This window comes from Mycobacterium sp. NGS40 (assembly GCF_059812735.1).
Window position 1 is genome coordinate 118,739 of the sequence record NZ_JCALDG010000006.1, and the last position, 22,141, is coordinate 140,879.

General features: G+C 65.4%; 18 protein-coding genes and 2 pseudogenes. 15 read left to right on the forward strand and 5 right to left on the reverse strand.

Annotated features, from left to right (window positions below; translation table 11 throughout):
• The first annotated feature begins 39 nt into the window (after positions 1 to 39).
• On the forward strand, positions 40 to 639 hold the full coding sequence (locus tag AC5Y5O_RS11575) for a TetR/AcrR family transcriptional regulator (RefSeq protein ID WP_096291131.1): 600 nt from the start codon (positions 40 to 42) through the stop codon (positions 637 to 639).
• On the opposite strand, the gene AC5Y5O_RS11580 is transcribed toward AC5Y5O_RS11575, so the two are convergent.
• On the reverse strand, positions 628 to 2,436 hold the full coding sequence (locus AC5Y5O_RS11580) for an N-acyl-D-amino-acid deacylase family protein (RefSeq protein WP_500025244.1): 1,809 nt from the start codon (positions 2,434 to 2,436) through the stop codon (positions 628 to 630). The two genes, AC5Y5O_RS11575 and AC5Y5O_RS11580, sit on opposite strands and share 12 nt — an antisense overlap.
• Before the next feature lie 157 nt (positions 2,437 to 2,593).
• Between AC5Y5O_RS11580 and AC5Y5O_RS11585 the strand changes: the two genes are divergently transcribed.
• The 3 genes and pseudogenes from AC5Y5O_RS11585 to AC5Y5O_RS11595 all read left to right on the forward strand — a co-directional run.
• Positions 2,594 to 3,262 (forward strand): TetR/AcrR family transcriptional regulator, encoded by a 669-nt coding sequence (locus AC5Y5O_RS11585; protein ID WP_096287654.1) that lies wholly within the window; start codon positions 2,594 to 2,596, stop codon positions 3,260 to 3,262.
• Positions 3,263 to 3,293: 31 nt separating this feature from the next.
• Positions 3,294 to 3,764 carry a hypothetical protein gene (locus AC5Y5O_RS11590; protein ID WP_096287653.1) on the forward strand — a complete coding sequence of 157 codons (471 nt, stop codon included), beginning with the start codon at positions 3,294 to 3,296 and terminating at the stop codon, positions 3,762 to 3,764.
• A 104-nt stretch (positions 3,765 to 3,868) separates the two neighbouring features.
• Positions 3,869 to 4,537: pseudogene (locus AC5Y5O_RS11595) on the forward strand (cutinase family protein); the annotation flags it as partial.
• Positions 4,538 to 4,716: 179 nt separating this feature from the next.
• On the opposite strand, the gene AC5Y5O_RS11600 reads toward AC5Y5O_RS11595, so the two are convergent.
• The 3 genes from AC5Y5O_RS11600 to AC5Y5O_RS11610 all read right to left on the reverse strand — a co-directional run bounded on the left by AC5Y5O_RS11600 (position 4,717) and on the right by AC5Y5O_RS11610 (position 7,410).
• Complete coding sequence (locus AC5Y5O_RS11600; RefSeq protein WP_096287651.1) at positions 4,717 to 5,094, reverse strand: DUF5073 family protein; 378 nt, start codon at positions 5,092 to 5,094, stop codon at positions 4,717 to 4,719.
• Positions 5,094 to 5,879 (reverse strand): heavy metal-binding domain-containing protein, encoded by a 786-nt coding sequence (locus AC5Y5O_RS11605; RefSeq protein ID WP_096287649.1) that lies wholly within the window; start codon positions 5,877 to 5,879, stop codon positions 5,094 to 5,096. The genes AC5Y5O_RS11600 and AC5Y5O_RS11605 overlap by 1 nt, the downstream gene beginning before the upstream one ends.
• A gap of 136 nt (positions 5,880 to 6,015) precedes the next feature.
• A complete protein-coding gene (locus AC5Y5O_RS11610) occupies positions 6,016 to 7,410 on the reverse strand; it encodes a WS/DGAT/MGAT family O-acyltransferase (RefSeq protein ID WP_096287647.1) in 1,395 nt (464 codons plus the stop codon).
• 324 nt (positions 7,411 to 7,734) lie between these two features.
• Between AC5Y5O_RS11610 and AC5Y5O_RS11615 the strand changes: the two are divergent.
• Positions 7,735 to 8,028 (forward strand): annotated as a pseudogene (locus AC5Y5O_RS11615) (ATP-binding cassette domain-containing protein); the annotation flags it as partial.
• A gap of 138 nt (positions 8,029 to 8,166) precedes the next feature.
• Here AC5Y5O_RS11615 and AC5Y5O_RS11620 read toward each other — a convergent pair.
• Entirely contained in the window at positions 8,167 to 9,057 is an 891-nt protein-coding gene (locus tag AC5Y5O_RS11620) for an SDR family NAD(P)-dependent oxidoreductase (RefSeq protein ID WP_096287645.1), read from the reverse strand.
• A gap of 476 nt (positions 9,058 to 9,533) precedes the next feature.
• Here AC5Y5O_RS11620 and AC5Y5O_RS11625 point away from each other — a divergent pair, with 476 nt between their 5' ends.
• From AC5Y5O_RS11625 to AC5Y5O_RS11670, 10 genes are all read left to right on the forward strand, one after another.
• Positions 9,534 to 10,343, forward strand: coding sequence for a SigB/SigF/SigG family RNA polymerase sigma factor (locus AC5Y5O_RS11625; RefSeq protein WP_096287643.1), 810 nt, complete (start codon positions 9,534 to 9,536; stop codon positions 10,341 to 10,343).
• Positions 10,344 to 10,449: 106 nt separating this feature from the next.
• Positions 10,450 to 11,073 carry a hypothetical protein gene (locus tag AC5Y5O_RS11630; protein ID WP_500025251.1) on the forward strand — a complete coding sequence of 208 codons (624 nt, stop codon included), beginning with the start codon at positions 10,450 to 10,452 and terminating at the stop codon, positions 11,071 to 11,073.
• A 44-nt stretch (positions 11,074 to 11,117) separates the two neighbouring features.
• A complete protein-coding gene (locus AC5Y5O_RS11635; protein WP_096287639.1) occupies positions 11,118 to 12,008 on the forward strand; it encodes a DUF4344 domain-containing metallopeptidase in 891 nt (296 codons plus the stop codon).
• Positions 12,009 to 12,098: 90 nt separating this feature from the next.
• Positions 12,099 to 12,776: a TetR/AcrR family transcriptional regulator gene (locus tag AC5Y5O_RS11640; RefSeq protein WP_096287637.1), complete on the forward strand. Its 678-nt coding sequence runs from the start codon at positions 12,099 to 12,101 to the stop codon at positions 12,774 to 12,776.
• Positions 12,777 to 12,801: 25 nt separating this feature from the next.
• Positions 12,802 to 14,031 carry a cytochrome P450 gene (locus tag AC5Y5O_RS11645; protein WP_096287636.1) on the forward strand — a complete coding sequence of 410 codons (1,230 nt, stop codon included), beginning with the start codon at positions 12,802 to 12,804 and terminating at the stop codon, positions 14,029 to 14,031.
• The gene (locus AC5Y5O_RS11650; RefSeq protein ID WP_096287634.1) at positions 14,025 to 14,972 is read left to right on the forward strand and encodes an SDR family oxidoreductase; all 948 of its coding nucleotides are present in this window, start codon (positions 14,025 to 14,027) and stop codon (positions 14,970 to 14,972) included. The genes AC5Y5O_RS11645 and AC5Y5O_RS11650 overlap by 7 nt, the downstream gene beginning before the upstream one ends.
• Positions 14,973 to 15,006: 34 nt before the next feature.
• Entirely contained in the window at positions 15,007 to 18,522 is a 3,516-nt protein-coding gene (car, locus tag AC5Y5O_RS11655) for a carboxylic acid reductase (protein ID WP_500025254.1), read from the forward strand.
• Between the two features lie 19 nt (positions 18,523 to 18,541).
• Positions 18,542 to 19,714, forward strand: a complete 1,173-nt coding sequence (locus AC5Y5O_RS11660) for an amidohydrolase family protein (RefSeq protein WP_165796403.1) — start codon at positions 18,542 to 18,544, stop codon at positions 19,712 to 19,714.
• Positions 19,711 to 20,946, forward strand: a complete 1,236-nt coding sequence (locus AC5Y5O_RS11665; protein WP_500025256.1) for a M24 family metallopeptidase — start codon at positions 19,711 to 19,713, stop codon at positions 20,944 to 20,946. Before AC5Y5O_RS11660 ends, AC5Y5O_RS11665 begins: the two co-directional genes overlap by 4 nt.
• Positions 20,936 to 22,048: a M24 family metallopeptidase gene (locus AC5Y5O_RS11670; protein ID WP_096287628.1), complete on the forward strand. Its 1,113-nt coding sequence runs from the start codon at positions 20,936 to 20,938 to the stop codon at positions 22,046 to 22,048. The genes AC5Y5O_RS11665 and AC5Y5O_RS11670 overlap by 11 nt, the downstream gene beginning before the upstream one ends.
• Positions 22,049 to 22,141 lie beyond the last annotated feature (93 nt).

Consider the following 22,141-nt stretch of genomic DNA (forward strand, 5'->3'; position numbering starts at 1 on the left):
GGTGGTGGGCCGGGGGTGGCCGTTTTCTACAGTGGACGGGTGTCTAGAGAAGTGGCGCCTGCCGCCCGGTCGGCGGACGGTGCCGCAGGTGCGCGCCGCTCGGATCGCCGGCCAGGACAGACGATCCGCAAGGTCCTCGACGCCGGCCTGGCCGAACTGCGCGAATCGTCGTACGCCAACCTGACGATGCGGGCCGTCGCGGCGCGGGCCGGGGTGTCGCCGGCCAGCGCCTACACCTACTTCCCGTCGAAAAGCGCTCTGGTGGCGGCCGTCTATCTGCGCTTTCTGCGTGCGCTGCCGCTGCATACCGACGTCAACAACACCACCAAGACCAGGGTGAGCGCGACACTGCGGGACATGGCGGTGGCCGTGGCCGACGAGCCCGAGCTGAGTGCCGCCTGCGGAACGGCCTTGATGGCCGACGATCCGGCCGTTGCGCCGCTGCGCGAACAGATCGGCGAAGAAGTGTCCAAGCGGATCGCCGCCGCGCTGGGCCCGGGCTGGCCGCGCGCCGTGAAAACCACCCTCCAGATGACGTTCGCCGGCGCGCTGATGACGGCGCGATTCGTCAGCTACGAGGAGATCGCCGGGCAACTCGACGAGGCGGTCAACCTCATCCTGGGAGCCTCAGTTGCCTGATGAGCCTGCCGCACAAGTGGATTGACTGTTCAGGCCCACCGGTGTCAGCGTCCGGGCCGGCTCGCCGGCCCGCAGGAACTGGCCGAACCGCTGCTTGCCCAGCACCGGCGAGGCCTGTCCCGCGTTGAACACGGATTGCCCGGACACGAACACGTGCGTGACGGTGTCGTCGTTGCGGTTCACCATGCGCGACAGCCCGCCGTAGGACTCGACCGGTTGCTCGGCATACGCATCCAGCGATTCGTCGAGCTTGTCCGGGTCGATCACCACGATGTCCGCCCGGTCGCCTTCACGCAAGGTGCCCGCGTCGATCCCGTACCAGGCTCCGAGCTCGCCGGTGAGCCGGTGCACTGCCCGCTCGACCGACAGGAACGGTGTGCCGCGCTTCGCGGCGTCGTTCACGTGGCGCAACAGCCGCAGGCCGGAGTTGTAGAACGCCATGTTGCGCAGGTGCGCGCCCGCGTCCGAGAACCCCATCTGGACGCATGCGCTTTGCGCCAGCTTCCTGAGCAATTCGGGCCGGTGGTTGGAAATCGTGGTACGCCAGCGCAGCGCCTCGCCGTGCTCGAGCACCAGATCGAGGAACGCGTCGACCGGGTGCAGGCCGCCGCGATCCAGCCCGACCTGCCCGAAAGACTTGCCCACCACCGATTCGTCGGGGCACGCCACGATGTCGGCGTCGAAGAAGTCACGGTGCCACACGCGCGGTCCGTATTTCTGGTCGTAGTCCTTGCGGAACTGGCGCCGGTAGTCCTCGTCGCGGATCAGCTCGTTGCGGGCAAGCTCGTCCTGCAGATGCAGCGCGGCGGCGCCGGAGCCGAATTCTTCGAAGATCACCAGCGAAATCCCGTCGGCATACACTTCGAACGGCACCGGCAGATGTTGCCACCGAAAGTCACCGCCGAGTCGATTAACGACCCGCGCCGCGGCTTCCATCAGGTAGATGACCGGTGGCAAGGCCTTCACGTCGGCGGCCGACAGCAGACTGGTTTTGAGGCGACGGCGGCCCACCCCGAGCGAGGTCGCCAGCTGGGAGAAGATCGACAGCGGATTCTTGATGTCGGGACCGGACTGCAGGATCTTGTTGCGCCGCCGCAGAATAGCGTTGAGCCGACGCAGTTCGCGTGGCGTGGCGTAGGTCGACGGCAGGGTGCGCGACCTGCACACCTCACCGTCGAGCTTGTCGAAGAGCAATTGCTGAGAGGACATCCCGACGAAACCCTCGTCGAGCGCCTCGGTCAGCATCGACTCCATCCGCGCCAGTTCGCCCGCCGACGGCCGGATGTCCTTGCGGGTCGCCCGGTCGAGCCCCATCGTCGCGGCCCGCATATCGGAATGGCCGATGAACGCGGCCACGTTGGGGCCCAGGTTCAGCTCCTCGAGGGCGGCTACATACTCCTTCGGGCTGCGCCACGACCGGGCCTTGTCGAGCTGCTCGATGACGTAGCGGCGCGGAATCGCCTCGACGCGGCCGAAGATGTCGCCCGCGTCGACGTTGTCCAGGTACACCGTGGACAGCGAGCAGGAGCCCAGCAGCACGGTGGTGACACCGTGTCTCAGTGACTCGGAAAGCGCTGGTTCACAGAGTGTTTCGATGTCGTAGTGGGTATGGATGTCGATGATCCCGGGGATCACCCACTGTCCCGTTGCGTCGATGACATCGGCGCCGGTCGTGTCCAGCGCCTCGCCGGTGATGGTGGCGACGCGGCCGTCGCGCACCCCGATGTTGCGAACAGCCGACGGCGCGCCGGTTCCGTCGAACCAGCGTCCATTCATGATCACGGTGTCGTACTGCATGTTTCAGGCCTCCCGATTAGGAGTGAGCATACACACCGCCGATAGTGTCTTGTCATTGGTTGGCGGGTCGGCTGAGCGCGTCAGCAACGATCGTCTAGCTGCGACGATATGATCTAGCGGTGATGAGCACCGACAACATGTTTGCCGCTCGCTAGCTATGCGCAGTCACGGTTGGGCCGGGAACACGCCCGCCTCCGATGAGGAAGCGATCGAGCGAATCCTGGACGCGGCGGACAAGATCATCGACGAGCGCGGCTCGGCGATGCGGATCGCCGATGTCGCCCGAGCTCTGGGTGTGACCCGGCAAACCGTGTACCGGTACTTCCCCGGGACTCAGGCATTGCTGGTGGCGAGCGCGATGCGATCGGCAGACGGCTTCCTCGATCATCTGGCGGCTCACCTCAAAGGCATCACCGATCCCGTCCTGGCGGTGACAGAGAGTTTTGCGTTCTGCGTCGAGCAGCTGGCTTCCGACAATCAGCTGGAGTTGGTGCTGAACCGGCGCCACCGCGGAGGTCAGGCGATTTCCATCGTGTCGGATACCGCGCTGGCCTTCGGGCGATCGATGCTGCACCGCTTCGATATCGATTGGGAGCAGCACGGTTTCGACGACGCGGGCCTGGACGAGTTGAACGAGTTCACCCTTCGGCTGCTGCACTCGTTCCTCGCAGACCCCGGCCGGCCCGCCCGCAGCGGCGCGGATCTTCGGCGCTACCTGGTCCGCTGGATCGGACCGGCGATCGCCTACCCGCAAATCGCCCAGGCGATGGACCCGCTGCGGACTCCTGAGCCGCGCGCGCGGCGGCGGCCATCGGCGGCGTCCTGATCCGGGATCAGCCACTCAAAGAGGAGTGACCATGGTCGGACTTGGACAGCTCGCGTTGGACAGCGCACCGGCTTTCGGCGGTGTCTTACTGGCGCTGGCGGCCGTGCAATTCCGGGGTCCCGACTATCGGCAATTGATCCAGCAGGACATGGATCTGCTGGATCGCCTGCCACCCGAGGCCAGCGAGAGACGCGATGCGCTGCGCCGCTCGATCGATGCCAGGGTTGACGACTTGGTCGACGCAGCGAACCGGAGCCGTGCATTGCGCCGGGCCGCGATGTCGTACCAGGGCAACTGGCGCGATGTGGTGGTGATGTTGTGCGCGGTGCTCTTCACAATCGTCTGGTGGGGCGTCGACCACAGCCGGGGCAACTGGTTGCCGATGTTCATCCTGCTGATCCTGCTGTGCGTGGTGGCGGCCGGCTACGCGTTTCGTGGCGTGCTGCGTGCGGGCAGCGCTTTTCTGCACCGGCATAAAGGTGATCAGGACACACCAAAGTAACTGCGCGACAACGACTTCACTAGTGCCCGGCCCGGCGCGGGCGACTTACCGGCAGATACGAAAATGAGCAGGCGCTGGCGGCGAAAATGTGACAAAATCAACGCGTGAAGGCGTACGCCCTCCCCGTTTTGCTTTGTGCCGCTACAACGTCCACGTGGGCGGCGCTGCTGACTGCCCCCACTCCCGCTGTGTCCGCCGAACCGTGCCCCGATGTCGAGGTCGTGTTCGCCCGAGGAACCGACGAGGCGCCCGGACTGGGCGATGTCGGGGAGAATTTCGTCGATGCGCTGCGCGCGCGACTTGGCTCGAAGTCGCTTGCCGTGTATCCGGTCGACTACCCCGCGACCATGAGCTTCCCTAGAGCCGTCGACGGCATAAGCGACGCGGGCGCTCACATCGAACAGACGGCGGCGGCGTGTCCTAAGACCCAAATGGTGCTCGGCGGATACTCGCAGGGCGCGGCCGTAATGGGGTTCGTCACTGCTAACCAGGTGCCGGAAGGTGCCCGCATCGGGCAGGACCTGCAGCCCATGCCGGCCGAAGTCGCCAACCACGTTGCCGCCGTAGCGCTGTTCGGAAAGCCGGCGAGCCAGTTCATGAGCATGATCAACCAGCCGGCGGTGACAATCGGCCCGCTGTACGCGCCCAAAGCCATTGAGATGTGTGTCCCGAACGATCCCATCTGCGCGGGCTCGGGTGACTTCTCGGCGCATAGGCAGTACCAGCAGATCGGGATGATCGACCAGGCAGCCGATTTCAGCGCGAACCGCATTGCCGCGGCTACTCCCCCGACTCCGTCACCGGCGCCGGGATCGACACCGGGGCCGGGACACCCGCCGACGGCGACACCGGCACCGGTGCATTCGACTGCACCGTCGACCTCGCAGTCGCCGACGCCCGCGGCATCGCATCACCCCGGCCCGCCCCCGGGGCCTGCATCGGAGTTATCGACTCAGTAGCGGGGTGCGGCCTCGAGAACCTCAACGGCCGCGTCGACGTTGGGAATGATGGTCGGACCGTAGTGGCCCACCAGCTGCCCCAGCGCGCGGGCGATATGCGGGCCGACGATGCCGGCAGCCAGGATTTCTTCGGCCAACACAATGCCGTTGACGACGTGACCGGCGCTCAGTCGACCATCGGCAGTGACTTCGTAGCGCCATTCGCCGATCTGCACTCGCTCCGGTGCGGACCGGAAAAGGCCGCGCCGCGCCGGCGTCAGAATGACGCCGGGAACGCCGCAAAACACCCTGATCACTTGTCCGACTCCGCCGGGGCCGGCCAAGGCTGATCCGATCGCGCGGCTGGCGCGCTCAGGGTCGTAACTCGTCATCAATCACTCATCGGCAGCACGAACGAGGGTGTGATGGTCTGCGGCTCACTGGTGCGCCGAACCGCGGTGCCGGCCACGTAGAACTCGACGGTGTGATGCCCCCAGGCGTAGTTCGAGATGGCGAAATGCACTCCCACGACGCCGTTTGCGCCGTCGCGCTCGGCCTCGCTCTGCATGCGCGACATGGCCAGCTCCCGGGCCTGATAGCTGCCCTGCGTCCACTGCGGCATCTCGGCGTTGCGCCCGACCTGGCTGAGCGTCCGCAGAAAGCCTTGTACGGCGATGTGAAACACGCAGTTGCCCATCACGAATGCGACCGGTGCGAACCCGGAGCGCAGCAGGGTGGTCAGATCCTGGCCGGACAGGTGGCTGCTGAAGGCCTGCCCGTTGGGCCTGCGAAACGCTCCCGGCTTGGCGGCATATCGCACGGCGGTTCCGACCGCGATGAATTCGAGGTGTTCGCCTTCGCCCTGATGACGCCAATCGAGCCGCACACCCACCACGCCATCGGCGCCCAGCGCATCGGCCTCGGCCTGCATGCGCGACATCGCGTTCCAGCGCGCCCGGTAGGTCGCGTCGGTCAGCACAGGCAACTCCGACTGCTGGCGGATGCCGGTGAACTGATAGCCGACGTGATAGACGGAAACCCCCATCACGAGCTCCATCGGCTCGAATCCGGCGCCGTGCAGCAGTGCGAATTCGTTGATCGAAAGATCGGAAGTCCATAACTTGCCCGCATGCGACAGACGTTCGCTGGCGACGGGGTCGAGCTGGTTCGGTTCCATTGTCAAAGACCCTCCTGCGGTTCGCAGCCAGCGTAGCCCGGCGACGGCGAGCGCTGGCACGGCGCGAATAACGAGCCGGGCAATCCAGCGCCGCCTCGGCTACCGGGACTCGGCAACCGACGGAGTGCTCGCGGCCTCACGCATCCGGCGAGTAGCTGTCGTCGGCCTGGCACTCCAGCAGCTCTTTGAGCGCATCGGGAAATGCGTCGGCCATGCCCCACAGGTCGGGCAACAGATCGGGGCAGCCGATCAGGCCGATGCCGAGTTCTCCGTTGAGCGACATCACGGTGATGTTGAGTCCGGCGTCGCCGATGATCGGCCCGAGCGGGTACATCGTGGCGACGCGGCACCCCAGGAAATACAGCTGGTCCCGCGGCCCCGGCACGTTTGACAGGACCAGGTTGAATGCACTGCGGTTGATCGGAATGCGCGGCAGCAGGCGCATCGCCGCACCGAACATCGTCGGGCCGCCAAACTGTGTCCAGTCGTGCAGCAGGGTTGGACCGAGTGCCGCGGTGTGCTCTTTGGCGGCCTTGTTTCCGGCGGCGATCGCGCGGATACGTTCGGCCGGATCGCTGATCTGGCTTTCCACCCGGCAGAACATCCACGTGGTCTGGTTGCGCCCGGGACGATCGGACTTGCCGTGCACCGACACCGGCACGGTGGCCACCAGCGGGTTCTCGGGCAGCTCACCGCGCTCGAGCAGGAAACGCCGCAACACCCCGGCGCACAACGCCACAACGACGTCGTTGACGGTTACCCCGAAGCGGTCCTTGACTCGTTTGACGTCGCGCATGTCCAGCTGGGTGTAGGCGATGTTGCGGTAACGCGTGACGGAGCCGTTGAGCGGGGACGACGGGGCCGAGAACGGCGCAGCCATCGTGCGGCCCTCGCGCGCCCGCAGCACGGTCTGCGCCACCGTCAGCATGGTCGCGGGCACCACGGTCGCCAACCGCAATGGCCGGCGGGCAAAACCGAGCAGTCCGCTCACCGCGATCTGCAGGGCGTTACCGCCGCCCGCACCGGTGGCCGCCCTCGGGGCCGGCGCATCGGGCTCCGCGCTGCACAGGTGGCCCAGCAAGTTGGCGCCCGCGACCCCGTCGACGAGTGCGTGATGAACCTTCAGCATCACCACGACCGCGTCACTGTTCGCCCCGCCCTGCAGCACCCACATCTCCCACAGCGGTCGGTCCCGGTCCAGCGGCAGCCCCGCGATATACCCGCAGATCTCGGCCAGCTCTCGGCGCCCACCGGGTGCCGGCACACCGACGTGCTGCAAATGGTGCTCCAGCTGGAAATCGTCGTCGTCCACCCACACCGGGTGATCGAAATTCAGCTGGTTGTCGGCGAGTTTCATCCGGAATTCCGGCACCGCCGCGATGCTCTTCGCGAGCGCGGCGCGGAAACCGCCGTAGGTGTAGCCCCCCGGCATTGTCGACGTGTCCAACTCCAACACGCAGCACACATTCAATGGCTGGGTCGGCGTCTCCAAGTAGAGAAAAAACGCGTCCAGCCCGCTCAGTCGTTCCATAGCCGCCTGCTCGACTAGTGACCTCAGAAAACCCCCCGAACCTCTAGGAGTTTAGGTAGCTGACCAGCGGTCAGCTACCTCTCACCCAGGCGCACTCGGTTAAATTTTGACGACATACCGCCGCGGTATTCAACGCGGCAACCGGCGACGTGTCCGCGGGCCTCGCCGCTGGATGAACTCATCACGATCGGGTCTCGTTAACCGGCTCCCGGCGCCTTGGGCGCCGTGGGGTTAGCGGCAGACACGCGCGCTGTTTAGGTGCGGCGGCGCAGGAGGATCATGTTCAGACGAGTCGATACCTGCGATGCACCCAAGCACAAGCTGCTGACCATCGAATTGCGAGATGTGGTGCGCGAATACCGGATTGGCGGACAAACCGTTCGCGCACTCGACGAGATCAGGCTGCGGTAGGAGGGCGGCCAATTCGTCTCGATGGTCGGGCCGTCCGGTGCCGGCAAGAGTACGTTGCTGCATCTGCTCGGCGCGCTGGACTCCCCCGATTCCGGCTCGATCGAATTCGACGGCGACGAGATCGGGCGTCTCAATGACCAACAGCAGTCGCAGTTTCGCCATCGTCGCGTCGGCTTCATCTTCCAGTTCTTCAATCTCTTACCGACCTCTAACCGACGTTGTCGGCATGGACCGCGCCTTCGAGGACGGCAGCCAGCTGACACGGCTGCCGGCGCCCGGGCGACCACGCTGTTGTTTGCGCCTGCTGGTCCTGCGTGCCCGACACGTAAGTGCGCGCGAATCGGTTCAGGGGAATGGGCCGCGCACACCAATCATCTTGTGCAAGTCCTCAATCCCCCACGGCGCGGCGTCATGGTGGTCGCGATAGCCGAGCAGGGACGGGGTTGGGCGCTCAAACCGCCCGACGAATCCGCCTGCGGCAACAAGGATCTGACCCGTCACGTCGCGCGACAGGTCGCTGGCGAGATACGCGTAGAGCGGTGCCACAAACGCGGGCGGGGCACTATCCAGCGAGGCGTGCATCGTCACGTCGTCGAGCAATCCGCGGCGGTGCAAATCCGCGATGTGCTTTTCATAGTCGTCTCCGGTGGAAAGCCGCGTCCGCGCGCCGGGGCACACCACGTTGGCCCGCACGCCTTTGGCTTTGAGTTCAGCGGCAATGGCCACCGTCAAGCCGTTGACGGCGCCCTTGCCCGCTGGGTAGCCGGTGCCCCCGTAGTCGCCGAGAAAGGCCACCGAGCTGGTGTTGACGATCGTCCCGTGCCCCTGCTCGACCATCGCGCGAGCCGCGACCCGACAGGTGTGGAAGACCGTGCCGATATGGGCGCTCAACAATCGATTGAAGTCGTCGGCCGAGATGTCCAGGATCGAGGAGCCGGGCGGCTCGGCAATACCGGCGCAGTTGATCAGGATGTCGAACCGTCCGAACGTGTCACGGCAAGTGTCCACCAGCGCAGTGGCGACGGCCTCGTCGTCGGCGGGTCCGATCATCGCGGTCGCTCGACCGCCCTTCGCTGTGACCGCCGTGACGGTTTCGGTCACGGCATCGGCATCGCGGCCGTTGACCACGACTGCGGCGCCCAAGTCGGCAAGCAGTTCGACGACCGCGCGGCCAATCCCGCGGCTTCCGCCGGACACCACCGCACCGCGTCCGGCCAGCAGATCCCGGTTCTTCATGGGCACCGCCTCCAACCAGCGTGTTCCCGACAATGCCCCGAGGTGCCGCGGGTGGCGCAGGACACCGACATTTGCCGAACAGTACGCGTGCGGTGTTGACCTCCGTCGACGGTGCCGGTTCGGGCCAGACGAGGTTGCTCAGCAGCCGGTACCGGCGGATGGTCGCCGATCCGGGCTCAGGGGGCGTAGGATCGGGAATTGAGTCCGCTCTGGACACGTCGCCGTTTAGCTAAAAGCGGTCAGCAAGCCGCACGGCTGCTGGGCTCTGGCTCCGGCGATCGACATCTTCCGGGCCCTTACCTCGGTGCCCCGTGCGCTGCGAACAACCGATCCGTGTCCACCGGACGGTTGCAGCGGGGTGTCGGCATATGCCGCGAATCCTCACTGCACGCGACTTCGTAAGGAAGTACCGCAATGCACATCCGTTTATGCACGGCTGTTTCCACACGTGTGGTTGCGAGGGGTGGGTTGAGCAGATGACCGAAGTCCTTGCTGCACCCAGGCCCACCCGGCCGGCTACCACTCGCAACGACGATTCCTACGACGACGTCATCGACATGTTTCTGGTGTTGAGCACCCTGCCAGCCGAGTCGCATGAGTACCACCGTCAGCGCGAGTGCATCGTGAGCAGGTGTCTTCCGCTGGCTGACCATGTCGCTCGTCACTTCGGACGACGCGGTGAGAGTCTCGACGACCTGACCCAAGTCGCGCGGCTGGGCCTGATGAACGCCATCAACCGGTTCGACCCCGACAAGGGGCCCAGTTTCATCGGCTTCGCGATTCCCACCATGATGGGCGAGGTTCGGCGCCACTTCCGCGACTACAGCTGGGGAATGCGGGTGCCGCGCCGGCTGCGTGAGCTTCATGTCCAAATCAGCAGAGCGACAGCAGATTTGGTCCAGAGGCTAGGTCGCGCACCGACGGCCCGCGAGCTGTCGGAAGAGCTCGGGGTCTCGCACGACGAGATCGTCGAATGCCTTGTTGCCGGTGATGCCTACCAGCTGGAGTCCCTGGACGCACCGGTCGGCGCCGACGCATCCGGGCGGAGTCGTCTGGTCGCCGACGCGGTCGGTGCAGTCGACCCCCAGATCGACCACATCACCAACCGCGAAGCGGTCCGCTCGCTGATCGCCGCGCTCCCCGAGCGTGAACAAGACGTGCTGCACATGCGGTTCTTCGAATCGATGACGCAGAGCCAGATCGCGAAGCGAATCGGGGTGTCACAGATGCAGGTGTCGCGCATTCTGGCGAATACCTTGGCATCCCTGCGCGACCAGCTGGAATAGCCCGCGACATCGGTGTCCAGCCGATCTGACGAAACGCGCACTGTACTGTGCCTTTGGGGTGAAATCGACCCCGCTGCCAGATCGAGCCTAAAAGGAGCACGATGCGATGAGGCTTTCACGACCCGTAGTCGCGGGGATCGTTGCGGCGACAACGCTGGCGTTGACCGTGGCCGGTTGCGGCGGCAGTCAGAAGCCTTCGCCGACGACATCGGGATCGGCTACCTCGTCGACCAGCAAGAGCAGCGCCGCGCCGACCTCCTCGGCGCCCGCGGCGCCGGCCGCCGATTACACCGAATGGTTGATCCAGGTGACCGATATCGACGCGCCGGTGCCGTTCACGGGCACGCCGCCGACGAACAACCCGAACGGCCAGCCCGGCGCCGCGACGACCTTCAACACCCAAGACAACAGCCACACCATCAAAGTCACCATCCAGGTGCTGCCGGACCCAGGTGCGGCAACCAGCGCACTGAACGCCGCGAAATCGGCACAGGGTGGCGCGATCAAGCATCCGACCACGGACGCGGTCAAGATCGGCACCGACGGAACCGTGGTGTCGGGTAATTCGCCCGACAACTCCAAGGGCATCGCGGTCTTGCTGTTCACCGAGGGCAAGGCCTTTGTGACGCTGGAATTCGACGGTCCGCCTGACACGCTGCCGCCACCGGACTTCATCAACGACATCGGCCAAAAGCAGGATGCGGCGGTGAAGAAGGGGCTCGGCGGCTAGCCAAGGCTGCCGGCTACCCGACGGCGCCACCCGCAGCGGTGCACATGGCAACGATCAGAGCGGTAACGACATCGATCGCTGCGGCGTGTGCAGCGCTGCTCTGCACGGTCGGGTGTGGCGGATCCAAAAGCCAACAGGCCGAATCCAATTCGCCCGCTGCGCAGACACCGACCGAGTCCCCGCAACCGAAGCAACCGGGTGAGCCGACGCCTCCCGGGGCAGGGACGGTGAAGATCCGCTACGAAGACGCCACGACACCGCAGGCACAGCGTGGCCGCCAGCTCATGCAGGACGCAAAGGTGCTGGAGGACCTCGCGCGACACATCCAGGACACCTTGGTGCTGCCGTCCGACTTGGGCGTGGTCGGTAAGCAATGCGATGCGGACAACGATTTCTACCTTCCCGACGCCAACGAGATACAGCTCTGCTACGAGGCCAGGGAGCACGCCGAAAAGCTGGCCGCGGGCAGCTCAATTCCCGATCCGGTAACCCCCGCGATCGACGAGACGATCTCTGCCGCTTACCACGAGCTCGGGCACGCCACCCTCGCGATCTATCAGCTCGCGTTCACCGGGCGCGAGGAGGACGTGGCCGATCAACTCTCCGCGTTCATGCTTCTCAACCCCGGCGCGGACGGAAAACCTTATCCGGACGGGGTGCGTATCGCCACCAACACCGCCACCGAATGGAAATTGAGCGCAAAGGAAGCCGGCGACGCCAACGAGCTTCCGTTCTGGGATGGGCATTCCATGGACATCACCCGCATGTACAACTGGGAGTGCTGGATTTACGGCTCCGATCCGCAGGCCAACGCCGGCATCGTCTCCTCCGGAGACCTGCCGGAGAGTCGAGCCGGCAACTGCGAGGAGGAGTTTCAGAACATGCAGCGCGGCTGGCAGTCGCTGCTGGGGCCGCATCTCAGGAAGCCCAGCTAGCACCCGCTCGCGCACGGGATCCCGACGGACAACATGGCTTGCCGCCTGTGACACGCTTTAAATAAATTGCTTGATTTAATCCGCCGCGCGGTGTTCACTGAGGCGGTGAAAGCCGAGCGGACGGCGCGTTCTGACCGGTCGATAAGTACGCGCGAGGCGATCTTGTCGGCCGCCGAATGGTTGTTGGCCGAGCGCGGAATGTATGCCGTGTCCAATCGGCAGATCAGCGAAGCGGCCGGGCAGGGCAACAACGCCGCGGCGTGCTATCACTTCGGGACCCGGACCGAACTGTTGCGCGCGATCGAAAGCAAGCACCGCGAGCCGATCGAACATCTCCGCGCCCAGATGCTGGACGACATAGGCGATTCCACCGAGCTGCGCGACTGGGTGAGCACTCTGGTGCGGCCACTCACCGACCATTTGGCGGCGCTGGGCACCCCGAGCTGGTATGCGCGGTTCGCCGCTCAGGCGATGGCCGACCCGACCTATCACCATGTCGTCACCAAGGACGCCTTGATGTCGCCGAGGTTGGTGCAGACCATCGACGGCATCAACCGGTGCCTGCCCGACCTGCCCAAGCGAGTGCGATCCGAGCGGATCGTCATGGTCCGAAATCTGCTGATGCACACCTGCGCCGAGCACGAAGGCGCGTTGGCCGAGCACGGGCCGCGATCGCGTTCCAGTTGGCCGGTCGCCGGTGAGGGATTGATCGACGCGATCGTCGGGTTGTGGCGCGCGCCGGTTCATGTGAGTGCAGCGGGCGCCTGACGAACCACCGGATACAAGGAGCACGATGACCGACGTCTCAACTGATCCAGCCACCGACATCCCGGACTTCCCGATGACGCGGGCCGCGAGCTGCCCCTTCGCCCCTCCCCCGGAATCGTTGGCGCTCAACGCAACTAAGCAGCTCAGCCGGGTGCGGATCTGGGACGGCAGCACACCGTGGTTGATCCATGGCTACGACGCGATCCGCTCGCTGTTCACCGATTCGCGCACCAGCGTCGACGACCGGCTGCCGGGCTATCCGCACTGGAACGAGGGAATGCTGGCGACGGTGCACAAACGCCCGCGCTCGGTGTTCACCTCCGACGCCGAGGAGCACACGCGCTATCGCCGGATGCTGTCAAAACCCTTTACCTTCAAGCGAGTCGAAGGGTTGCGTCCCGCGGTACAGAAGATCGCCGACGAGCGCATCGACGCGTTGTTGGCCGGCCCCAACCCCGGCGACATCGTGAGCACGCTGGCGCTGCCCGTCCCGACGCTGGTCATCAGCGAGATGTTGGGCGTGCCATACGAGGACGCCGATTTCTTCCAGGAACAGGCTCAACGCGGAACCGGGCGCTACGCGACCGAAGAGGACACGGCCCAGGGCGCTGCGTCGTTGGCGAAATACCTCGCCAAGCTGATCCGGGTCAAGATGGAAAGCCCGTCGGAGGATCTGGTGTCCGATCTGGCGGAACGGGTCAACGCCGACGAGATCAGCGTGCGCGAAGCCACTCAACTGGCGGTCGGCGTTCTGATCGCGGGCCACGAGACCACCGCGAACATGATCAGTCTGAGTATCGCGGCCCTGCTCGAGCATCCCGATCAGCGGCAGTTCCTGGTCCAAACCGACGATCCGAAGGCGATCGCCAACGCGGTCGAGGAGCTGATGCGGTATCTGAGCATCATCCAAACGGGTCAACGCCGCATCGCCATCGAGGACATCGACGTCGGTGGTGAGACGATCCGCGCGGGCGAAGGCATCATTCTCGATGTCGCACCGGCGAATTGGGACGACCGTCAGTTCCCCGATGCCGACCGGCTGGACCTGACCCGCGACCAGGGTGCGCACGTCGGATTCGGTTATGGCCGTCATCAGTGCGTGGGGCAGCAGTTGGCCCGCATGGAATTACAGATCACGCTGCCCACGCTGCTGCGCCGGGTACCGACCCTGCGGCTGGCCGTTCCGGTCGAGGAGCTGCCGTTCAAGCACGACACGTTGGCCTACGGCGTCTACGAGCTTCCCGTGAGATGGTGAAGCCGGACCTGACGCTGGCCCTGCCGGATCTCGCCGGCAAGCGTGCGGTCGTCACCGGGGCCAACAGCGGTCTGGGATTCGGACTCGCGAAGCGGTTGGCGGCCGCGGACGCCGACGTCGTGATGGCCATTCGCAACAATGCCAAGGGCGAGACCGCGATCGCGCAGATACGCCGTGACGTCCCCGCCGCGAAGCTCAGCATCAGGCAGCTGGACCTGGCATCACTGGAAAGTGTTGCGGCACTGGGAGAAGAGCTGACGGCCGAGGGTCGGCCGATCGACATCTTGATCAACAACGCCGGCGTCATGACCCCGCCGGCGCTGCAGCACACCGGCGACGGTTTCGAGCTGCAATTCGGCGCCAACCACCTGGGCCACTTCGCCCTCACCGCGCACTTGCTGCCGCTGCTGCGCGCCGCGACGTCGTCGCGCGTCGTGACGGTCAGCAGCATCGCCGCCACCCAACCGAAATTGTCCTTCGAGGACCCCAACGCCCGGCACGGCTACAAACCGATGGTCTCCTACGGCATCGCCAAGCTGGCGCAGCTGATGTTCGCGGTAGAACTGAACCGGCGCAGCGGCCGAAGTGGCTGGGGCGTCATGTCCAATGCCGCACACCCGGGACTGAGCAAGACCAATCTGCTCAGCGGCGCCTCGTACGGACGGGACAAACCGACCGTGCAGGCGCGACTCACCCGATTAACCTGGCGCTTACTGCCTTTCATGTGGTTAGACATCGACGAGGGCATCAAGCCGACCCTGTACGCGGCGGTCTCGCCGGATGCCGAAGGCGGCCGTTATTACGGACCGCGCGGCTTCTACGAAACCGCCGGGGGCGGAGTCACATTCGCCGCCGTCCCACGGCTCGCACGCAGTGAAATCGAGATGCAGCGCCTGTGGCGGCTCTCCGAAGAACTCACCGGCGTCAGCTATCCGGACTGACTGGGATGGTTTCAACACATGGAAGTGGTGAAATATGGCGTTCGTCGGCCGCTCTGACGTAAAGGATCCGGGCGCCCAGCAGGACCAGTGGGAACGGTTGGCACGCCGGCGTGAGCGACTCTATGCCGAGGACGCCCAATTCAGTGCCACCCGCCCCGACGAGCACATCGCGGCCGCGGCACGCGCACCGGGGCTGCGGATCGGCGAGGTCATGGCGACCGTGTTGCAGGGTTACGCCGACCGGCCGGCGTTGGGACAGCGGGTACGCGAAGTCACCACCGATCCCGCGACCGGGCGCTCGACAGTGAACTTCCTGCCGCGCTTCGAGACTGTCAGCTACGCGGAACTGTGGGCGCGTGTCCAAGCGGTGGCCGGGGATTGGCATCATCACGGTCGGCATCCGCTGCGGACGGGCGATTTCGTGTGCGTGCTCGGTTTCGCCAGTATCGACTACACCGCCATCGAATGCGCCTGCATCCACCTCGGTGCGGTGGTGGTGCCGTTACAGACCAGCGCACCGGCCGCGCAACATGCGCCGATCCTCGACGAGACCCAACCGCGAATCTTCGCCGTCGGGATCGACAACCTCGAGATCGCCGTGGAAGCAGTCTTAGCGGCAAGCCGGACCGGCACCGCACCGCAGCGGCTGATCGTGTTCGACTACGAACCCCGCGACGACGATCAGCGTGCCAGCTACGAGGCGGCGCGGGACCGGCTGGCCGCGACGGGCACCGGGCTGACCATCGAAACACTCGATAATGTTGTCGCGCAGGGTCAATCGTTGCCTGCCCCGCCACTGCACGTGGCAGCGGCCGACGAGGACCCGCTGGCATGGGTTTTCTACACCTCCGGGAGTACCGGCACACCCAAGGGCGCGATGTTCACCGAGAGTCTGTGTATCGGCACCTGGCTCGCGCAGTCGGATCAACCGGTCATCACGTTGAGCTACATGCCGATGAGTCACCTGATCGGGTACGGCTACGTGATCTTGACCTTGGCCAACGGCGGCACCAGCTATTTCGCGGCCAGGAGCGATCTGTCGACGCTGTTCGACGATTTGGCGCTGGTACGTCCGACGTCGATGAGTTTGGTGCCGCGGGTTTGCGAGATGTTCTACCACCACTATCAGCGCGAGCTGGACCGGCGCAGCCTGACCGGGGAGGCCTCCGACGAGGCCGCCGACGAACTGACCACCGCTATCCGCGAGCAGATTCTGGGCGGCCGCGTGCTGGCGGTGGGCTGTGGATCGGCGGCGCTGTCTCCGGAAATCAAGGAGTTCATGGAAGTCGTGCTCGACCAGCACCTGCTGATCGGCTATTCGTCCACGGAGATCGCCGGCGGGATGATCGTGGCCGACGAACATGTGCTGCGACCGCCGGTAATCGACTACAAGCTGCTCGACGTGCCCGAGCTCGGCTACTTCAGTACCGACAAGCCATATCCCCGTGGGGAATTGGCAGTCAAGTCGGCTCGCTTCATGGCCGGCTACTACAACCGTCCCGACCTGACGGCCACGATGTTCGACGCGGACGGCTATTACAAGACCGGCGACATCATGGCCGAAGTCGGGCCGGACCGATTGCGCTACGTCGACCGCCGCAACAACGTCATCAAGTTGGCGCAGGGTGAATTCGTCGCTGTTTCGCGGTTGGAGGCGCTGTACTCGACCAGCTCGTTGATTCACCAGATCTACATCTATGGCAACAGCGAGCGTTCCTTCCTGCTTGCCGTGATCGTGCCGATCGACACCGGTGTCGGCACCTCGCTGATCGCCGACTCGCTGCGCCAGATCGCGCGGGACAACGGGCTCAACGGCTACGAGATCCCCCGCGATTTCCTAATCGAGACCGAGCCGTTCAGCTTAACCAATGGCCTGTTGTCCGGTGTCGGCAAGTTCTTGCGACCCAGGCTCAAAGAGCGCTATGGCGAACGCCTGGAGCAGCTCTATGCGGCTATGGCCGATGACCAACTGGGGCAGCTGCGCGCATTGCGCACCGGCGGTGCCGACCAGCCGGTGCTGGCGACCGTAAGCAAGGCCGTCCAGGCCACCCTCGGGGTGCCGGCGGCCGATGTCTCGCCGGAGGCCAGGTTCATCGATCTCGGCGGCGATTCGCTGTCCGCGTTGACGTTTTCGACGCTGCTGGCCGACATCTACGGTGTTGAGGTTCCGGTGGGCGTGGTGATCGACCCGACCGGTGATCTGCTTCGTATCACCGATCACATTGAACGGCAACGTAATTCCGACGTGCCGCGGCCCACCTTCGGCTCCGTGCACGACACCGCCGGCCGCGAGGTCTCGGCCTGCGACCTGCGCCTGGACAAGTTCATCGACGACGACATCCTGAAGAACGCCATGTTGTTGCCCGCCCCCACCAGTGAGATCCGCACCGTGCTGCTCACCGGCTCGACGGGCTTCCTGGGGCGGTTCCTCGGGCTGGAATGGTTGCAACGACTGGCGGATTCGGGCGGCACGCTGGTGTGCCTGACCCGCGGCGCCGACGCCGCACATGCGCGCCGGCGCATCGAGGCCGCTTTGGATTCCGATCCCAAGCTGCTCGACCGCTTCCGGAGCCTGGCTGAGGGCCATCTGGAAGTCGTGGCCGGCGACATCGGCGAAGCCGGCTTCGGTATCGACGACGCGACCTGGCGGCGCATGAGCGAGACGGTCGACCTGATCGTGCACCCGGCCGCTCACGTCAACCACGTCCTGCCCTATCGGCAATTGTTCGGCCCCAATGTCGTCGGTACCGCCGAGGTGATCCGATTGGCGATCACCACCAAACTCAAACCGGTCCACTACATCTCCACCTTGGGCGTCAGTGCCGTGGCCCATCAGCTGGTGGATGAAGACACCGACATCCGCCGCTCGGTCCCCGAGTGTGTGGCCGATGACAGCTACGCCAACGGGTACGGGATCAGCAAGTGGGCCGGCGAGGTGTTGATGCGCGAGGCCCACGACCTGTGCGGGCTGCCGGTGGCGGTATTCCGGCCGGGCATGATCCTGGCCGACAGCCGCTATGCGGGACAACTCAACGTGCCCGACATCTTCACCCGGCTGTTGTTCAGCCTGGTGACCACCGGTGTCGCGCCGAGGTCGTTCTACCGGACCGGCGCCGCCAGGCCGCACTACGAGGGCTTGCCGGTCGACTTCCTCGCCGAGTCGATCGCCGCGATCGGACCGCGGCACGGCAGCGGTTTCGCCACGTACAACACCACCAACCCGTATGACGACGGCATCTCGATGGACACGTTCGTCGACTGGATCATCGCCGCGGGTTATCCGGTCGAAAGGATCGACGACTACTCGAGTTGGCTCACACGCTTCGAGACCGCGATGGGGGCTCTGCCCGAGCGCCAGCGCGCCCAGTCGGTGCTGACCGTGCTGGACGTCTACCGTGAACCCATGCTCGCTATCGCCGGTTCACCGGTACCCGGCGCGCAATTTCAGTCCGCGGTCGCACACTCGGGCCGCGCGATCCCGCACGTCACGCAGCAGCTGATCGAGAAGTACCTCGCCGACCTGGAACAGATCGGCATCCTCAGCAGGTGATCGCAACGAAGGGACGATGATGTCCAGCGCAACCCACACCCTCTACCCCGAAGGCATGATCGGCGCGCCCAAGCACCGGCACGGCCGGGCCGCGGAATTTCGCACCGGCCTGCCGGCCGGCACCGAGGTGTTCTCCGCCGACAACCACATCTCGGTGGCCGACGACATCTTCTACGAACAGTTTCCCGACGATCTGAAGGACCAGGCGCCGCGGATCTGGTACGAGGATGGCGCGTATCTGCTTGGCCGGCCCGGACAGTCCATGGTGGTGGGCGATTTCAGCGCGGTGCTGATGCAATACGACGACCTCGCCGGCGCGGCCACCAACAACGTCGAAGCCAGGATTCGCGAGCTCGCCGAGGACGGCGTCGATAAGGAACTGGCCTTCCCCAACGCGGTGCTGGCGCTGTTCCACCACCCGAACCACGAGATCCGCGAGCGCATCTTCCGCGTCTACAACGAACACATCGCCGGGGTCCAGGAGCGCTCTGATGGCCATTGCTACGGGGTCGGGCTGATCAATTGGTGGGATCCGCGCGGGGCCCGTCGGACGTTGACAGAACTGAAATCGTTGGGGCTGAAGACATTTCTGATGCCGATCAGCCCGGGCAACGACGAAAACGGGCAGCCCATCGACTACTCCAGCACAGCGATGAGTGGGGTCTGGGACGAGATCGAAGAAGCCGGCCTGCCCCTCACGCACCACATCGGCGAGAGTCAGCCGAAGTTTCCCAGCGAGGTCAACAGCGTTGCGGTGGCCATGATGGTCAACATCGACTCGTTCCGGGAGATGTTCTCCAAGTACATCTTCGGCGGCATCCTGGACCGGCACCGACGCCTGCGCATCGGCTGGTTCGAGGGCGGAATAGCCTGGGTACCAACCGCTCTACAGGACGCCGAGCACGTGCTGGCCTCCTATCAGCACATGCTGCGGCACCAGCCTGAGCACGGCATCCGCTATTACTGGGACACACACATGTGCGCCTCGTTCATGGTCGACGGACTTGGTCTGCGACAGATCGACGAGATCGGCATCGACAAGGTGATGTGGTCGTCCGACTATCCGCACAACGAAAGCACTTTCGGCTATTCTGAGCGCTCGCTGGCCGCTGTGGTCGACGCCGTAGGACCCGAGGACGCCGTGCGTGTCGTCGGCGGCAACATCAAGACATTCCTGGGGATTCCGGCATGACGAACACACTGTCTGCCCGACGCTCGGTCCTCGACGCCCCGGCTGAGCCGGACTGGGCCCGCATGCGCACCGAGGTCGGTGCCCGACTGCGCTCCGCGATGGCCGAGCACGGGGTCGACGCGCTGATCCTGCTGATGAACGGCTACGTCGGTTACGCGACGGGAGCCAGCTGGCCGCTGCTGGACGCCGGCCTCTCGCATGTGGAGCGCCCGGTCGCGGTCGTGCTCGCCGACGACGAGCATCCGCACCTGTTCATGCCGTTGCGCAGCGGATCATCGGCGGAGGCGCCGGTGCCCGACGACCATCTGCACGGTCCCGCCTACCTCGAATTCGACCACGGTGTAAAGGAATTCGTACGGCAGCTGGCTGGTTTGATCCCGCCGGGAGCGCATATCGCCGTCGACGAGCTCACCGGAGCAATGCGGCGAGCGGCGGCTGAACTCTTTCCGGCGGGACCGCCGGCAGATGCCGCGATCGTGATCGGCACCGCGCAACTGGTGAAGACCCGCGACGAGCTGTCCTGTCTGCGCAGGGCGGCCCGCATCACCGAAGATGCCATTGTCGACGTGCAGAAGGCCCTGGTGCCGGGCGTGCGGCAGATCGATCTCTCGGCCACCTTCGTGCGCCGCGCATTCGAGCTCGGGGCCACCACCAACATGCTCGAGGCGATCTGGCAGGTGATGCCGAGTTCACGGGAAGCCGGTGTCTGGACCACGCATGGCGATCTGGCGCTGCCGCTACTGCCGACCGACCGCGAACTGGCCGCCGGCGATGTGTTGTGGACCGATATCAGCATCACCTACCACGGCTACTGTTCAGACTTCGGCCGTACGTGGGTGGTCGGTCAGGAACCGACCCGTGCGCAGCAGGATCAATTCCGGCAATGGCGGGCCGTCCTTGACGCGGTGCTCGCGGTGACCAAAGCCGGTGCGACGTCGGGTGATTTGGCACGCGCGGCGATCGCGGCCAACGGGGGCCGCAAACCGTGGCTGCCGCATTTCTATCTGGGCCACGGCATCGGCACCTACCCGGCCGAAGCGCCGATGATCGGAACTGATCTCGGCGAGGAATTCGACGACAACTTCGTCTTTCCGCCGGGCATGGTTCTGGTTCTCGAACCGGTCATGTGGGAAGACGGAACGGGAGGCTATCGCAGTGAGGAGATCGTGGTGATCACCGAGGACGGCTACGCGCCGATTACCGACTACCCCTATACGCCCTATGGCGACTGAGGTTCTGCCCGACAGCCGGGCGCTGCGCATCGGCAGGCGGGATCGGGCCCTGGCCGAGATGGACAAACACGGCCTCGACATCCTGGTGCTGGGCCGGCAGGCCAACATCCGCTATGTGACTGGCGCGCCCCAGCTTTGGATCGCCGGGACGCGGCCGTTCGGCCCCATGTGCGTATTGGTGCGCTCCACCGGAGACATCTACCTCAACAGCACCGACGATGAGGGCGTACCCGAGGAGATCGACCACGATCACCTGTACGGGCTGGCCTGGAACCCGATGACGCTCATCGACGTGCTCAAGAAGGTCGACGGGGCCGATGCCGCGCGGCGGGTCGGAACTGACGCGATCACACCGACTTTCGCCGCGTTGCTGCCCGACGCGTTCCCGAACGCGGAACTCGTCGATGCCGAGCCCGCCATGCGCGCGGCGCGGCGCATCAAGACAGCCGACGAGATCGCGACGATGGATAGCGCACTGCGGATCGCCGAGCACGGACTCGCCACTGCCGTAAGCCAACTGGCGCCGGGTGTGTCGGAACAGACGCTGGCCGGGGTGATGATGGAGGCGATGGCCGCGGGCGGGGTCTCCACGCCGGCTACCCAGGACGCGGCATGGGTGACCTCGCGGGAACGGCCGTGGCATCGCGGCCAGGCTTCGGCGCAGCCGGGTGATCTTGTCGCGTTCGCCGCCGGCGCCCTGGCCAACGGCTATGTCGCCGAGGTAGGCCGCACCTGGCAGGTGGGCGATTTTGATGCTCGTGCGCTTTTCGAACGGTCGAATACGTTGTACGACAATATGCTTGCCGCCTGTCGCCCGGGTGTGTCCATCCGCGAGCTGCTGGCCGCCTACGAGGCGGCCGGTGAGCCGATACCGCCGATGCCGATCGCACATGGATTGGGTCTGGGTTTCGATCCCCCAGTGGTATCCGAGACGCTGGTGGCCGCCGGGGAAGACGACCAACTCGAGGCCGGCATGGTGCTGGCGATCACTGGTTATGTGTGGCAGCAAGGCGTTGGGGCGGTGTTTCGCCGCGACACCGTTCACATCACCGAGGTCGGTGTCGACGTGCTGACGCACAGTCCGTCGTGGCTTGAGAGTTAGGCGTGCGGTTTCGTAATCTGTGGCATCTACGTCGGCGACGTGCTGGCGGCTGCGCACGCGCGGACTGACGGTCCATGCTTGGAATCCCTTGTC